Source organism: Maribellus sp. CM-23 (assembly GCF_021354595.1).
Classification (GTDB): Bacteria; Bacteroidota; Bacteroidia; order Bacteroidales; family Prolixibacteraceae; genus Draconibacterium.
On record NZ_JADWYJ010000008.1, the window covers coordinates 79,059 to 94,750 of the forward strand.

The 15,692-nt window shown below is 43.7% G+C and carries 13 protein-coding genes; 4 read left to right on the forward strand and 9 right to left on the reverse strand.

Annotation, left to right across the window (positions count from 1 at the left end):
* Nucleotides 1-172 precede the first annotated feature (172 nt).
* Together INQ51_RS21275 and INQ51_RS21280 are read right to left on the reverse strand one after the other, a co-directional pair.
* Nucleotides 173-1,354 carry a DUF5009 domain-containing protein gene (locus INQ51_RS21275; RefSeq protein WP_233380003.1) on the reverse strand — a complete coding sequence of 394 codons (1,182 nt, stop codon included), beginning with the start codon at nt 1,352-1,354 and terminating at the stop codon, nt 173-175.
* 23 nt (nt 1,355-1,377) lie between these two features.
* Nucleotides 1,378-2,250 (reverse strand): M23 family metallopeptidase, encoded by an 873-nt coding sequence (locus INQ51_RS21280; RefSeq protein WP_233380004.1) that lies wholly within the window; start codon nt 2,248-2,250, stop codon nt 1,378-1,380.
* 53 nt (nt 2,251-2,303) lie between these two features.
* Here INQ51_RS21280 and INQ51_RS21285 point away from each other — a divergent pair, with 53 nt between their 5' ends.
* Entirely contained in the window at nt 2,304-2,774 is a 471-nt protein-coding gene (locus INQ51_RS21285; protein WP_233380005.1) for a DUF4268 domain-containing protein, read from the forward strand.
* Between the two features lie 14 nt (nt 2,775-2,788).
* Here INQ51_RS21285 and INQ51_RS21290 read toward each other — a convergent pair whose 3' ends face one another.
* From INQ51_RS21290 to INQ51_RS21305, 4 genes are all read right to left on the reverse strand, one after another.
* A complete protein-coding gene (locus INQ51_RS21290) occupies nt 2,789-3,286 on the reverse strand; it encodes a cupin domain-containing protein (protein ID WP_262909974.1) in 498 nt (165 codons plus the stop codon).
* Nucleotides 3,286-3,663: an SRPBCC domain-containing protein gene (locus INQ51_RS21295; protein WP_233380007.1), complete on the reverse strand. Its 378-nt coding sequence runs from the start codon at nt 3,661-3,663 to the stop codon at nt 3,286-3,288. The genes INQ51_RS21290 and INQ51_RS21295 overlap by 1 nt, the downstream gene beginning before the upstream one ends.
* An 87-nt stretch (nt 3,664-3,750) precedes the next feature.
* Nucleotides 3,751-5,742, reverse strand: coding sequence for a DUF3078 domain-containing protein (locus tag INQ51_RS21300; protein WP_233380008.1), 1,992 nt, complete (start codon nt 5,740-5,742; stop codon nt 3,751-3,753).
* A gap of 125 nt (nt 5,743-5,867) precedes the next feature.
* Nucleotides 5,868-6,326: a CYTH domain-containing protein gene (locus INQ51_RS21305; protein ID WP_233380009.1), complete on the reverse strand. Its 459-nt coding sequence runs from the start codon at nt 6,324-6,326 to the stop codon at nt 5,868-5,870.
* An 87-nt stretch (nt 6,327-6,413) separates the two neighbouring features.
* On the opposite strand from INQ51_RS21305, the gene INQ51_RS21310 reads away from it, so the two are divergent.
* Together INQ51_RS21310 and INQ51_RS21315 are read left to right on the forward strand one after the other, a co-directional pair.
* The gene (locus INQ51_RS21310; RefSeq protein WP_233380010.1) at nt 6,414-6,968 is read left to right on the forward strand and encodes an HDIG domain-containing metalloprotein; all 555 of its coding nucleotides are present in this window, start codon (nt 6,414-6,416) and stop codon (nt 6,966-6,968) included.
* A 159-nt stretch (nt 6,969-7,127) separates the two neighbouring features.
* Entirely contained in the window at nt 7,128-8,285 is a 1,158-nt protein-coding gene (locus INQ51_RS21315; RefSeq protein WP_233380011.1) for a hypothetical protein, read from the forward strand.
* 60 nt (nt 8,286-8,345) lie between these two features.
* Here INQ51_RS21315 and INQ51_RS21320 read toward each other — a convergent pair whose 3' ends face one another.
* The 3 genes from INQ51_RS21320 to INQ51_RS21330 all read right to left on the reverse strand — a co-directional run bounded on the left by INQ51_RS21320 (nt 8,346) and on the right by INQ51_RS21330 (nt 12,698).
* Complete coding sequence (locus tag INQ51_RS21320) at nt 8,346-9,842, reverse strand: TolB family protein (protein WP_233380012.1); 1,497 nt, start codon at nt 9,840-9,842, stop codon at nt 8,346-8,348.
* Nucleotides 9,843-9,853: 11 nt separating this feature from the next.
* Nucleotides 9,854-10,846 (reverse strand): GntR family transcriptional regulator, encoded by a 993-nt coding sequence (locus INQ51_RS21325; protein ID WP_233380013.1) that lies wholly within the window; start codon nt 10,844-10,846, stop codon nt 9,854-9,856.
* 70 nt (nt 10,847-10,916) lie between these two features.
* On the reverse strand, nt 10,917-12,698 hold the full coding sequence (locus INQ51_RS21330; RefSeq protein WP_233380014.1) for an L-fucose isomerase: 1,782 nt from the start codon (nt 12,696-12,698) through the stop codon (nt 10,917-10,919).
* Between the two features lie 326 nt (nt 12,699-13,024).
* Between INQ51_RS21330 and INQ51_RS21335 the strand changes: the two genes are divergently transcribed.
* Complete coding sequence (locus tag INQ51_RS21335) at nt 13,025-15,688, forward strand: DUF5686 and carboxypeptidase regulatory-like domain-containing protein (protein WP_233380015.1); 2,664 nt, start codon at nt 13,025-13,027, stop codon at nt 15,686-15,688.
* The last annotated feature ends 4 nt before the right edge of the window (nt 15,689-15,692 follow it).

The following is a 15,692-nucleotide window of genomic DNA, read 5'->3' on the forward strand; positions in this document are numbered from 1 at the left end:
AAATCACATTTCCTCTCTAATAAGCTGATTCTAAATTATATTTTTTGAAGGAAACATTAATTGATCTTTATCATAAAAACGAACTGACCATAGGATCAATTGATTAAAAGCTTATTAACACAAGTTAAAACTTTCTGTAAAAAAGGTTAAAATAGATCAAAATAAACATTTATTACAATTTGAGCTGAACCTTTATTCCTGCCAGTTTCATAGTTAAAACAAGCATTAATAATGACCATACAATGGAACCAGTTATTGCCAGTAAAGGAGAAAAAGACTGTTTATATACAAAAAGAGGAATATTCGCATACCAAATAATATAATAAATTACGCTTGGCACCAAATAAGTGGTCAGAGAATTAGTTCCTGCCTGCTGAAACAGGAAGGTCCATTTGCTTTTATGGTACTTATCGATTATTACATATAATAATACAAATACCAAAATACTGATTCCAATGCAAAGTATTCCCCAGCTGGGAGTGCCTTTTATTTTGGAAATGATAAACCAGTTTCGCAGGACAAAGCCCAGCAAGATGGAAAATAAACCCAGAATGGTACTGATTAGAATGAACCGACTGGGAGACTCTTTTAGTTTTCGCAAAAGAAGGCTGATGATCAATCCGGAGATCACAATCAGAGGAACATTGCCATCCAGAACAATCCCGAACAGTGTTTTTACGGGGTCCATAAATTCAAGATAACCCAACTGTGAAAAAATATTCAACACGAGAAACAGGAACCAAGTCATTGTTGTAACAAACAAGTTATCGCGGGCAAAAAGATAGGTCAACGAAGTTACCAGGTACCCCCAACCTATCAACCCCAATATTCCCCACCAGCCAGTAACTAACCAGCCTGGCTCCTCCTCAGTGCCTGACCTAAATAACACAAGAAGCACCATCAGGCAAAGAGCGGCCGGTATCTTTAAGGCAAGGGCTTTTGACGAATTGCCTTCAGGATAGCGGTTCCAGATAATAAATACACAGACATACATTAAAATAGCCCACAAATATTTGTGCATTCCTGTTAAGTCTGGATTTAAACGCCCGCTGTTTAGCATTAAAACACCAATCAATAACAAGCTGAATGTCCGGGTAAAAACATGTACCAGTATTCTGCCAATCGAATCTCCTTTTTTAAGCCTGTTCTGAACGGCAAAGGGAACCGCCATTCCAACCATAAACAGGAAACCGGGGAAAACCCAGTCGGCCAGCCCCATGCCATCGAAATCAGCCGGGCGGTGCGTAAGCCATTCGGGCACACCGTCGACATACAAATCGTTTACAAATAGCATGAGAAAAAGCGTGATCCCACGCATTACGTCGATCGAAAGTATACGTTTTGATGCCGCCATATTTAACCTATTTGATTTTAAATCTATTTCCCAAGAATGCGACGTTGCTCTTTCTTACTCATTTCAAGGGCGCGAATTTCACGGAGATGAGTAACAATATAGGTCGTACTCGAATTTAGAATCCCCTTTCCGTTCTCATCTGTTACAAATTGCGGAATGACAAAAAGCAGGTTCTTCGAATTCAACGAATCGTGAAATATCAGCACCTTTATATGGTCGGCACCTTCTGTCACCTTTCCTATTTTCTCGCCGGCGTATATTGTCTCACCTGCTTTCAGCTTTTCAGAAGAGGCCCAAACATTCCGGTAGCAGATCAATGTTCCATCGGGCTGTAACAGGGTAATCGAGTTATTCCAGATATGGTACCACGACTTTGGATCGCCTTTTCTTTCTGCTCCCACGACTTCTACCACAATCCCGGTTCTTGCCGCATATACTGCGTCTCCCGGCTTTGCCCAAAAACCTGTTGCCGACCAGGAATCAAGACCGTCCTTCCCCCAGAAACCACTGATTTCCTTCACATCAAAAACCGTTACTTTACTACCTGGTGCAAACGGAATTAAATAGGGAAAGTCAAGATCAACCCGGGCCATTGGGTCAGAACGAAACATTTTTATGTCGTAATTAAACCGGGGAACATCGGCATCCGGGTCGCGCGGCAAGGTAAACAAGTTATTAAAACCCGGTGCAAGTCTTTTAACATATGGCAGCGGCTCACTAAAATAGGTGTTTTCCAAATCGGCAAAATTTATTTGCAGGTAAACCGGTACCGCCGCGTTATTGTAGGCCGAAAACAAACAATCGCCCAAAGCATTGTAATCGGCCTGAACCTGGACTTGAGCCTTTAGATTGTGATAGCTTAAAAGTACTGCAATAAAAATCAGGAGTCTTCTCATAAGTTGCGTATTTCAAACTCAAAAATAATCATTTAAACCAATAACTTTGCCGCATGTATTCTAAAGAAGAGATTAAGCAGTTACGGGTCAGCTTTTGGGAAAAATTTGGACAACGTTGTGAAATTCACCCTGATTTAATGTTCAAAAAAAGAAAGTGGATTTTGCACCGCACAAAAATTAAAGACGTGGCTTTTCGCTTTGATGTAAACCGCCAGAACGCACAAGTTATACTGGAGCTGGGAAACCGTAATGAAGACCTTCGCTTACGAGCCTTCGAATTTCTGGAGCGCTACAAAGTAGTGATGGAGGATGGCTTTGAGAATGGCTTAACCTGGGAGTTCTTTCACGAGCGTGAAGACAGCAACAAACAAGTTTGCCGGATTTACACCCAGCTAGACGGAGTTGATTTTCACCGCCAAAACCAATGGCCCGATATTTACAATTTCTACATTGAGAACATGCTCCGGTTGGAAGAGAATTTTATGTCGATCAGAGACCTTTTGCAGCAGGAACTAAAGCAATAACAAAAAGAAAAATGCTAGTGTTTTACTAGTGCAGCAATATCGGTTGCCAGCCCCGGGAATTCATCCAGCAGCTTTTCATCTGCCATTTCAAAATCGTCAAACTGAAAACCGGGGGCTACCGTGCACCCCACCAATGCAAAGCCACTCCTATCGGCTAGGCGGGCAGCAAACCATGTATTCTTGGGAACAACGGCCTGAAAAGCATCTTTCCCACCCACACCAAGCACAAATTGTCTGAGATTTCCGTTATCGATCCACAAAACTTCGATGGCTGAAGTTCCGGTGTAATAATGCCATATTTCGTCCGACTTTATCCGGTGGAAGGCAGAGAAATCGTCCCCTTCCAAGAGATAATAAATGGAAGTACAGACATTCCGTTCGCCGCGTTGCTGAAAACAGGCCGGATCCGGCAGCATTTGCTCTTCGGAGCGGTACACCTCCTTAAACCAGCCGCCTTCCGGATGTCGCGCCAAACCTAACTTTTCAATCCAATATTGCGGGGAATAGTGCATCAAATAAACAGTTCGGCGAGTGCACCAAAATAATCTTCGTCCCAGCCATCCGAAATGTTTTCATAGGCATCGTCCGGAATGTTGGTGTGGATCAGCTCAACGCTTGTTCCTTTTTTATGAGGGTGAAGTTTTATGGTCACAATCGACTCCTTTTCATCGTCGCCAAAAAACCATTGCTGAACGATCTTTTTGTTTTCCTCAAACTCCAGGTTGATCCCGCTTATACTACCGTTCCACAACGAAAATTCGGTATTTGGCTCGGTTTGCATAAGCACCTCTTCGCCGGTCCAGATTTCAAGCATTCGCTGGTTGGTCAATGCATTGTAAACATCCTTTGGATCGGCATGCAGGGTATAATATCTTTTTAAATCTTTCATTGCTAAATACTTTTATTCAAAAGTAAATTTTCCTGTTAAAACGCGGAAGAACAAAACTCAGAAAAAATAAGCCACAATCTGCACAGGCTATCTGATTCTCCGGGTTTTCATTACTTTTTTGTTGATTTTGTAGTTAAATCCGATGGTAATGAATTCTTCCAGCTGAAGTTTTGCCTCGTGACCAACCACCTTGCCTGCATCGTCCTTAATCGGGAATAACACATTGTCATCGTAAATCAGATGAAGCATTATCCGCATGTTCATATGGTCTGTAAATTTTACCTGCAACTGGTTTTCCAAGTCGATATCGAGGTTGTTAAACGGATCGTTGTAGTTAAAGAACGTTTTGAACTTTGTCATCAAGGTAATATCCTCCGTAATCTTGGTATTCATTTTCAGGTCGGCGTTCAAACCGATTTCCCAGAAAGCCCTTTTATCTGCATCAATACCAAATTTTGTCTGATCGATCAAGGCAGTATCCTTTACAAAAACATTTTTGAGCGATAAAGGAGAAAGCAACATCGAAAACCGATTGTTGGGTTTGTAGTCCATCCCTACTTTGAATACGGTTTTGGATGGCCCCAGAAAGGCAGAAATAGGTGTTGGATTATTGGCTTTCGGATATTTATACCCTCTGAAAAACTGGGTATTAAAGTTTAATTCAGTACTGTAGAACCATTTTTTGTAGGCACTTAAACCAAAGCGCGATGTAAATTCAAATTTATCGTCGTTTTTACGCACTTCCTCGCCACCACCGGGTTTCATCCAGCCGTTACGAATTTCGGCCGAGTTTTCCCATTTCTTTTTCCCGTTGGCACTGTTGTAGTTGGCAAAGCCTTTTAACACCAGCAATATAGAGAGTGCACTTTGTCCCCCTTTCTTCCAGTTTTCGAAATAGGTCTGTGTAAACCCCGCATTGCCGTCGCCACCAATCACCCAGGGAGTTTCCAGTTCGTAACTTTTCCCCAGTTTCGAGAACTTCGAGTGGTCGGTTTTCAAGGTTTCAAAATCAAAACCTTTGGTCTGGCGGGTAGAAAAGCGGCTAAAAGTCACCCCGTCGTTAAGCAGAAACTGCATTTCCCGCTTTCCGGTAGACTTTATCAGCAACTGGAGCGAATCTTTTTGTTCGTTCTTTAACCATACCCGCGCAAAGCGTTCAATATTGTTTTGCAACACAATGTCGCTCCCTTCACCATTCAGGTTTTTCATCCGGATCGAGGTCGTGTCGATATAGTCGGCATATGCAGTTAACACTTCAATTACAGTTCTGATACTATCGTTAACCATCGCAATTTCGCGGTTGTTGTACTCGTTCAGCACCTCGTAATTATTAAGAGTTACTTCGTCTTTATAGCGCTTTGTCCTAAACCGAAGTTGTTCTTCAAACACCAGCTTTCTGAAATCGGCTACCCGTTTGTTTACAAACTCGTTGGTAACAGAATCGTTGTAGGCCAGTCGTTTCTGTTCAACATACACATTGCGCAGGCTATCGATTGCCACCAGCTTTTTGAATTGCTCCGGCGAATTAAGCACCGAATCCGGAATAACTTCCGGAATGATCAGTTGTTTTGGGAACGAATAAACGGAATCAGCAAAAAGGTCCAGCCCTTTTCCTGCCGGAACTACCGGGGCCAAACGTTTGGCATCGTCAATCACCCGCTCCGGAACCGGAATCGGATTCTTTTCGACTTCGCTTCTGAAATCGGAGGCTATTTTTTCCACATTCTGCTGAACAAGCGCCGATGAAATATACCCCGGGACCTGTAAACTGTCTTTCACATTCCCGGGCAAACGGTACACATAAATACTGTCGCGTTGTTGCGCCTGATTCAGGTTATTCAGAATTGAGTCAATCGGTTTATCTTCCAAGAAATTTATAAGCCCTGAAATGTTTGAATGAACATCTGACTGTGTTAGATGCCAGTTATTATCTTCCAAAAAATAATTACGAAGAATACGGATCCCGTTCTCCAATACTTTTTCATCTTCATTTTTTACATTCTCCTGCGCAAACGAGTACTGAAACAGAAATGCGCCAAAGAGAACAATGAATATTGATTTCTTTTTGAAATGGAACATTGACTTGTTTTTTAGCTTTTAGTTGGAAACGTAAAATTAGTATTTATGTTATTCGTGAACATAAATATTCAGTTTTACTTTCAACAATTCATTATTAATAAATTATTTAACGCTGCTACACAATTTTACCACGCCGAATAAGGCTTTTGAGACATGTACGAATTGTAATACCGTAAATCCTGTGTCACTTCTTCCCCAACCCACTCAGGAAATTGCACCTCTTCATTCTCGTGCTGCAACTCAATCTCGGCCAGAAGCAATCCCTCATTTTCACCTTCAAAAACATCTATTTCCCACCATTTTCCGGCATGAAGTTCTGTGTAGCGGGTTTTCTCAATCGGGTGGTTCAAACACATTTTCAATAATGCAAGTGCATCATCTACCGGAATTTCATACTCAAACTCGGTTCGTGTGATTCCCTGCATTTTCCCTTTAATGGTCAGAAATGCCTGGTCGCCCTTTGTGCGCACCCGCACCACTCTCTCTTTATCGGTTGACAGATATCCCTGTCGTATTCTATCGCCTGCAACCGATGGCTTCCACTTGTTATTATCTACCAGAAACTTGCGTTCAATTTCCAACATATTCAATCAATTAAATAATACAACAGCCGAAGCAAATCGCTGTCCGGCAAAATTATTATTTTTATGATGCCGTAAAAATTATCATCTATGATTTCAAGAGAAGAAGCCATCCAGTTACTCGAAGACTGCATTAAATCGGAGAACATGCGCAAACACTGCCTGGCCTCAGAAGCTGTATTACGGGCAGTGGCCCGACGTTTGGGCCGAAACGAAGAAGAATGGGGGCTGGCGGGCCTTTTACACGACATTGACGTGGAAATCACCAATGCCGATCCGTTTACACACGGTCCGTATGCCGAAAAACTATTGAAAGGAAAGGTAAGCGACGAAATGCTGGATGCCATTGTTATGCACAACGAAGTTGCCACCGGCAAAGAACGAACCACCGAGTTTCAGCATGCCCTGGCAGCCGGCGAAACAATTACCGGTTTAATTACGGCCACTACCCTGGTTTATCCGGATAAAAAACTGGCGAGCGTGCAAGCCAAATCCGTTACCAAACGCATGAAACAAAAAGCTTTTGCGGCATCGGTTAAGCGTGAAAACATTCTGGAATGCGAACAAATCGGAATCCCGATCCACGAATTTGCAGAGCTATCCGTCAACGCCATGCGCGATGTAAGCGACTACCTCGGTCTTTAAACAGTTTGCAAATCAATTTCTACCTGCTCAACCATTCCTCTCCCCCACATCCATTTTATAATCATGCAATTTATCCTTTGGGAAATTACAGGGTGAGTGTTGCAAAATCAAAGTGTGTTTTTACTTTTGTACACATCAACACCCGATAAAAACCAGAGCATGAAAACGAACATCCTGCTAAGCCTTAGCTTTCTCATCCTGTTTCCCATTTTTGCATTTGCACAGAACGACATCCGGCAGCAAATCATTGGTTATACCGACTCTACCGAAATAATAATCCGAAACGGAAGAAAAATGGTAGTAGACAAAACCATTCACGGAGACAGCCAGGGAGCCACCGAAACCATCAATTTCCTGAAAAACAATGTCAACAAAGACTATGTGATCTTTTACCCGGTAGAGGAATTATTATTAGCGCTTACCAACAGCAACTTTGAACAATTTCTTTTTGCGGCGGCCAATTTTGATAATCTTCTGGAAGGAAAAACCAACTATATCCAGGTGGAAAACATTACTGGGCAGTTACAAATGTTTCTGGGCCAGGAATTAACGCTAATAAAAAAAGATCTGGAGCGTACCAACCTTCCGGCGGCAGACAAAGAACTCATTGAACTTTACATCCGCTACTTCGAAGGAGAGGACATTTACAAAACCAACCGTTCAATTCTTGCCTACCGAAAGTCTTATCCCGACACAAAGTACAGTTCATTTCTGGAACTTATCCAGGGCTATGTGGCACCTTATGCTATGAATTTCTGCCTGGGTTACGGACATGAATTTTTGAACGGGAACATCAATCAAAACTTCACCTCACATTTTCAAAGTATGAATTTTGAGCTGGAATGGTTTTTTAACCAGCTTTATCTTTCCCTGTTTTTTCAGGGCAGTGTGGGACAAGTGCATTCGAAGGTTGACATGCCGGTTAAAAAGCACGACCTTATTCACACTCCCGACGACAATGTATTCGCGATAAAATACGGGTTAAAAATTGGTAAAGCCTGGGTTACAACGCAGCACATTAATTTCTTCTCGTATGTTTCAGTGGGAAATTACCAAATGAAATCCGACAAATCGAACTTTGATATTCCGGATGATGAGACAGCCAACCTGAAACTTACCAGTGTTTTTAGTCCGGGAATCGGCACTGCCTGCGATATTAACCTGAAACGCTTTAAGAGCAAATTCAGCGGCGAAAATGTTGGCAAGTGGTTTATCCGTCCCAATGTTTCGTACGACTTCTTTTTAACCGGAAAAGAAAAGGCCAAAGGCGGCAGTTTATTTGCCGGCATAACCATGGGGATCGGAATTGGCAATTAGCAGGCTCAGGAGAAGCGTCTGCAATTTAATCAGACACAAAAACCGGCATCGCTTGCCATTCTAGTAGGTATAGGAAACAAAAGCCACTTTTTTGGAATCGGGACTCCACGAAGGCACGTTGAGAGTTCCCTGTCCACCATATAAAAAGGCCATGCTTTTTATGTCGCCACCCGACGCGGGCATTACACGTAGCACCACCCGCTGATTATGCGGATGCGAACTGGCCGGAACTTCCTTCGGATAAGAGATCATAATGAGTTGTTTTCCATCCGGAGACGGGTGTGCAAACCAATTCTGAAAGTCATCAAAAGTCACCTGTTCCTGGTCTGCTCCATCAGGTTTCATTCGCCATATTTGCATCATCCCACTGCGTACTGAATTGAAATAAATAAATTCCCCGTCCGGTGAGTATTCCGGGCCATCATCAAGGCCTTCGGAGTTTGTTAGGCGAATTTCCGCCCCTCCTTCCGACGAAATCTTATACACATCGTAATTTCCGTTTCTTTCGGCACAATACGTCAGCCATTTCCCATCGGGCGACCAACCGTGCCAGTACGAGGGGCCTTTGGCGGTTATTCGTTTGGGAGTGCCGCCCTCAAGCGGAACCGTAAAAATGATGGAATGACTGTTGCCACTCTCCTGCACGTGGTTGCTTATGGCCAGCGTTTTCCCATCGAATGAAATTCCGTGATCGTTGTTGTTCGACTGCGCAAAACCGGTGTTGATCTCCACAGGAGCTTTTTTATCCAGATCGAAACGGTACAACTTTCCACCCGAATTATAAATGAGAAATTTCCCGTCGCGTGACCAGTTGGGAGCTTCAATGTGTGCATCGGTTTCGTAGACAATGGTTCTTTGCCCCGTTTCAACATCCAGAATTTCCAGCCTGCTTGGCGATAGTGTCCGGTAGCCATCAACACCTGCAGCCGCCGGAATCTCAAGGCGAACATTGCTGAACCGCGCCGTTTCAATTACAGCTTCGTCGTGTGAACAAATGAATAACCCGGCCAGCACTTCTTCTCCCAACTCCAGCTCTTTCTGAGCAACCGTTACCAAGGCCTGTCTGTCTTTCGAGATCCGGATAATGTAGGTATTTCCTTTTCTTTCAAGTTGAATAAACTCAGGTGCTAAAATATCCGATTTTACCTCTTGCGTGTTTTCACCGCCCTTTTCGCGGAACTGCATCCCGGTAAGCCCGTCGCCATGCACACACGCATCTGCATATGCCGAACCCGCTCCGGAACCGGAACGTGCCATTATTCCCAGTTTTCGATGGGCATTTACGCCCTCACCAACAAACTCAACATTGGCGGAAAGGATAAAATCACCTTTGATTTTGGTACACTCAAACCAGCATTCGTCGCGATCAAACCACATATTTGTTCCGGCTCCTTTCAGGGTAAACACCTGACTATGCTCATCAAAATCTGTGCTTCCTGTTAATTTTGGATCACCTACGGAGATACCTGAAAACCGGTCAAACGTGCTTTGACTGTTTGAATCAGGCGAGAATGTTAAGAGGCTCATGCTAAGTAGAAAAGTGTAGAGTTTATTCATCATTTTAAGGTTCAAAGAGAATCCCTTAAAATTAATGAAGTAGATAAGACTTTTCCAACTTTGTGTTTATGTTGTACAAACGTTGCCACCTCATGTCCCATTTCTTCAAAATTGGTGGAGATAACCGTAATTCCGCCACCCACAATCTGTTTCATGGGCGTATCGTTGTACGAAATGATGCCGACCTGTTTCCCCAGCTCCAGTTGGTTGGCACGGCACGATTTAATCACTTCCACCAAATCAGCATCGCGAATAACAAAATAAGCCTGCCCACTTTTTAGCTGCGAAGAATTGAACCTGCCTACGCGTGAAAATTGAATGGAATGCGTTTTACAAAACGACTGAATGGCCGGAACCACCTCTACCGGATGCGGTGTGTCTTTTTCGGAATAAATCAAAACCAGCTCGTTGTATTTGCTAAGCTGCCCGGCACCTTCTTCCAGGCATTTCACTACCGACTCACCAAAATCCTGCAACAGGTAGTTCACCTTGTCATTATCGGGTTTTCCCATGTCGAGCAGTAAAAGCTTGTTCGCATCGATTTTATGCAAAATGGGCTCCATCGACTGGTGATCGATGTTCATAACCACATACATGCTGTAACGTCCCAAACTGCTTTCGATCAGCTGTGCAAATACGTCGCGGTTGTAATGGTGAAAAAGCAAATCGACGGAATACGACTCCGGAAGATTTTGACGTAAGGCCTGGTAAAGTTGTTCTTTGAAGGCACTGAAATCATCGAGTAGCACAAAAACCCGGTACGATTCGTTGGCCACAAAATAACCTTTCGTTGGCGCCGACTCAACAATGCTGCGCTGCTTTAAAATGTTGTAAGCTTTAAATACGGTATCGCGCGAAAAACCACTTTCGCTGCTCAACTGATTCACCGAAGGAAGCGGATCGCCCGCCTTTAGTTCCCCCTTCGCTATTGCCTCCGTAATGGAATGAACCAATTGCTGCAACTTGGTTTGCCCTGCCGCTATTTGTGTCGATTGCAATTTCATGAAAGGTTCTGACTTGTTTTTGGAAAAAAGATGGCAGCATTTTTTGCCACCATCTTTTATTTATCCAATGTTATTTATAGATCGGACCAAAATTAGCACATGCGCGGTAATCTGATCCTTCTTTGTCTTCACCAAAAGCATTCCAGGCACTCGGACGGAAGATCTGATCTTCTTCCACGTTGTGCATACAAACCGGAATCCGTAAAATCGAAGCCAGCGTAATCAGATCAGCACCAATGTGTCCGTAGCTGATAGCACCGTGGTTAGCACCCCAGTTGGCCATCACTGAATATACATCTTTGAAAGCACCTTTCCCGGTTAATTTTGGCACAAACCAGGTAGTTGGCCAGGTTGGATCGGTTCTTTTATCCAATACTTCGTGAATATCATTATCCAAATCAACGGTGTAACCTTCGGCGATTTGCAATACCGGCCCCTGCCCTTTTACCAGGTTTACACGGCTCATGGTAACCGGCATTTCTCCGGTCGTTTTAAACTGGCTGGAGAAACCACCGCCTCTGAAATATCCTTTGCTTCCCGGACAGAACTTTGTATTCTCCAGACAAGCCTTCACGTCTTCTTCGGTAACATCCCAGAACGCTTTCATTACAGAATTACCATTCGCATCTTTTTGCTGTCCGGTAGCATCCATGGTAGTTGAGCCCGAGTTGATCAGGTGAATTAGACCATCTTTGGCCGTTCCGCTCAGTTCTTTGCCCGTTACACGTTTCACTGCATCGGGGCTCCAGTAGGTACGAACATCCGAGAAAATTTGTGCAGTATTGGTCAGCAGGTGTCCGAACAACATCGGAACAGCATTCAAACTATCGTTTTCGGTAGCAAATACAAAAGCCTCGCGAATTCCGTTCCAGTCAAAAGATGTATTCAGAATCGTTTCTGAAAAGTCACCGTTCGGATAATAATCGGTCCACTGACGTTGCCCCTGGAAACCACCAGCAATGGCGTTATGTCCGTGCGATTCCTCGCCAAAACCGGCTTCCTTCAGTTTGGGATTACCAATCATCAGGTCGCGCATGATCAGGGTCATCTTCACAACCACTTCCCATTCCCAGTCTTTGCGTGTACGGTCTGATTGTGCTTCCGGTGCGTTGTAATCATCGCCTTCGGTAATGTTTTCCTTGGTCCAGGCCATTGCTTTTTCAAACTCCGCCTGGTCGTAGATACCTTCGTCCAAGCGACGTTTAACTTCTACCATGTCCACAAACTCGGTACGCATTCCGAGGTATTCCTGGAAGAAATCGGCATTTACCATAGAACCGGCAATCCCCATCGAAGTATATCCCAGCGACAGGTATGATTTTCCTTTCATTTGTGCAGCAGCCAAGGCAGCTTTTACAAAGCGAAGGAGTTTTTCGCGCACATCTTCCGGGATAGTTTCATCGCCCGAATCCTGCACATCGCGGCCATAAATACCAAAAGTTGGAAAGCCTTTTTGTGTATAGCCAGCCAGGGCAGCTGCCAGGTAAACCGCACCCGGTCTTTCCGTTCCGTTAAAGCCCCAAACTGCTTTCGGAATCAGCGGAGTTGCATCCATAACTTCGGTTCCGTAACACCAGCATGGAGTAACAGTCAGAGACACGCCAACACCTTCGCGTTCAAATTTGTCGGCACACAAAGCCGCTTCTGCCACGCCGCCAATGGTAGTGTCAGCAATTACGCACTCTACTTTTTCACCTCCCGGAAAACGAAGGTTTTCTTCGATCAGCCGGGCTGCATTTTTAGCCATGTTCATGGTTTGAACTTCGAGCGACTCGCGTACGCCTCTTTCGCGCCCGTCAATTACCGGACGAATACCCACTTTGGGAAGTCTTCCTATTAATCTGTTTGCCATTTTTGATTATTTATTGATTCAAAATTTCAATGTTGACAGGCTCGTTATGCTGTCCTGTACTGTGCTGCAATTTATCAATTAAAACAGACAGAAAAAATAGTTTTTACAACATGTTTTGTCTTTAATTATTGTAAGATATTTTTATAAAACCTGACTGCATTCAATAAAACTATTTAGAGAAAATTAGCAATGTTTGTAGTAGAATCAGGCCCCCAACCGTTATAGTATTGTGTAAGTAAATCCTATAAAATCTTAAGGAAACATAAAATACTCTTACGCTTATCGTAAATTTGTTTACTTGTAAGCCGAAAACAAAAAACAGAACTATGAAACCCGGAAACCTTACTTATTCTTTTGATCGGATTTTTCTGAAAACCCTCCTCCTCTTCTTTTTTGCAATGATCTTTGGGGCAGCAAAAGCGCAGGTCATTTACGGAAAAATAAGCGACGAAAACGATAAGCCCGTTCCCTATGCTACCATTTTCATCAGCGAAACCAAGGAAGGCACTACCTCCAACATCGATGGGAACTTTCACCTGCAACTCCCCAAAGGAACGTATCATTTTACCATTCGTTCGATGGGCTATCTCCAACAAAGCAGGCAGATCACGCTGGATCGCGACAGCCTCTACCTCCCCATTACCATGCATGTTCAGAAATTTGAATTAAAAGAAGTCAAGATCTTTCCGGGGAAAGAAGACCCGGCATATTTAATAATGCGAAAAGCCATTGCAAAAGCTCCTTATTTCCGCGACCGGATCAAACACTACACGGCCGACCTCTACATTAAAAGTAATTTTGAATTTCAGAATATTCCGAAAATCATCAAGCAACAGGAAATGGATGATGGCCGGAAATTCAAGGATTATTTCAAGGAAAATGTGACCTACGTAATTGAGTCGCACAACAAAATAACCTATGATTATCCGAATTCCTACAAACAGCAGGTAATAAGCAAACGCACTTCGCTAACAGGGATTGATGAACCTCCGGTAATGGGATTGATGACCGAAAGCTTCTACCAGGAACGCCCGGCAGAGGTGATCTCGCCGCTTGCTCCCATGGCCTTGCGCCATTACGATTTTCAGTACGAAGGATTTATTACCGTGGGTGATTTTGATGTTTTCAAAATAAAAGTGACCCCAAAACGCAAAAGCGACGAGTTGGTGGATGGCTACATTTACATCGTTGATCAGCTTTGGTGCATTTACAACCTCGATTTCAGTTCCACCATAAAGTTTGTGGAATACCGCATAAAACAGCAGTTTGAAAACCTGGGGAGCGAAAACTGGCTTCCGGTGACCCATCACCTGACCGGAAGTTTTGGGGCGCTTGGCATGCGGGGAAATTTCTACTACGGCGCTTCTGTAAAATACGATTCGATTGTGGACAACTACACCTCGGGTGTTTTGCCGGAAGTGGCAGAAATTGATACCGGCAAAGTAGAAACGGTTGCAGAGAAAAAGGAAAACGAAGACATAAAAAGAATGCAGCGGGAGGTGGAAATCATTACGCAAAAAGAGCACATGAACAATGCCGATGTTCGCAAAGTTGCGCGTTTAAACCGGCAGATAACCAAAGAGCAATTCAAGGAAATGGAAACCACCAACTATTTTCAGAGTTACGACATTGAGGACAAGAAAACCACCGCAAGTCACGAAGAAGCCTGGGATTCGATCCGAACCATCCCTTTGACACCTGCCGAGGTACAGAGCTATCAAATGGCTGATTCGATCCAGGCTCTGCACAACATGAGCCGGGATACTTCTGCAATAGGTTCCAAAGCCAAAAACAAGTTTGTGAAAACACTTCTGGCCGGTAGTTTCGATTTAAGCTCCGACTCCCTGATACGCCTGCGATACCGCGGCTTACTCGATCCCAACAACTTCGATTACAACGCTGTTGACGGGTACAAATTCATGCAATACATGCGCCTGAGGTACAACCCCGATACGGCAAAGTTTCTGAATTTTGAAGGCCAATTGGGATACGCCTTTAACCGAAAAACCTTGTTTGGAAACTTCAACACCAGTTTCATCAATGTGTTTGGTAAAATGAATCGCGTTGATTTGTCTGTTGGCAAAGAAAGCCGCGATTTCAAAGGAACCAACAATGGGATCACACCGTTAGTAAACGCGGCAAGCACTTTCTTTTTTGCCGAAAACTACATGCGTCTGTACGAAACCTCTTTTGTTTCGCTGAATATTGGGCAACGACTTCAGAAAAACCTGACATTGCGTGCCAACGCGTCCTACAATCATTTTTACCCGCTTACCAATCATGCCTCCTTCCCTTTGAGCGACAAAAAACACTACGCACCCAATATTCCCAAAGGTTACGAGGCTGACAGTCCTTTTTTAAGTGAACAGCAAAGTTTTTCGTACGCTGCCGGAGCCACCTACCGGAAGCGTATTCGAAAGCCCTGGGCACAACAATCACCCTTTCTGTTTATGAGTGACTTTTACCGCTTCGACCTGAATTTCCAACAGGGAGTAAAAGATATATTTTCCTCGGTGGCCGATTTTAGCCGGATTGATTTTCGTTTTCAGCACCAGGCAAACCTATCCATCAGTACCGGAATTGACTGGAGTGTGAATGCCGGTTACTTTTTCAATGCCGACCAGTTGCATTTTTCACAATTCAAACATTTTAACACATCCAACATTCCGGTTAGCATGAAATCGTTCTCCGGAATGCTGCAATTGATCGATGATTACCAATACAGCACCAACAAAAGCTATGTTAATGCTTCTTTTGAACTGCGTTCTGAATACCTACTGCTACGCTATTTGTCGTTGGTTAACCGAAAGGCATGGAGCGAAAGCCTGCATTTTAATTACCTGACCACTCCCGCATTGCATAATTACTGGGAACTTGGATACAGTTTGAACAACCTCTTTTTTGTGGGAAATCTGGGAGTTTTTACCGGGTTCGAAGGAGGAGAATTTAAAAGCATAGGTTTTAAATTCTCCCTCTCCTTAACCGACTGAACGA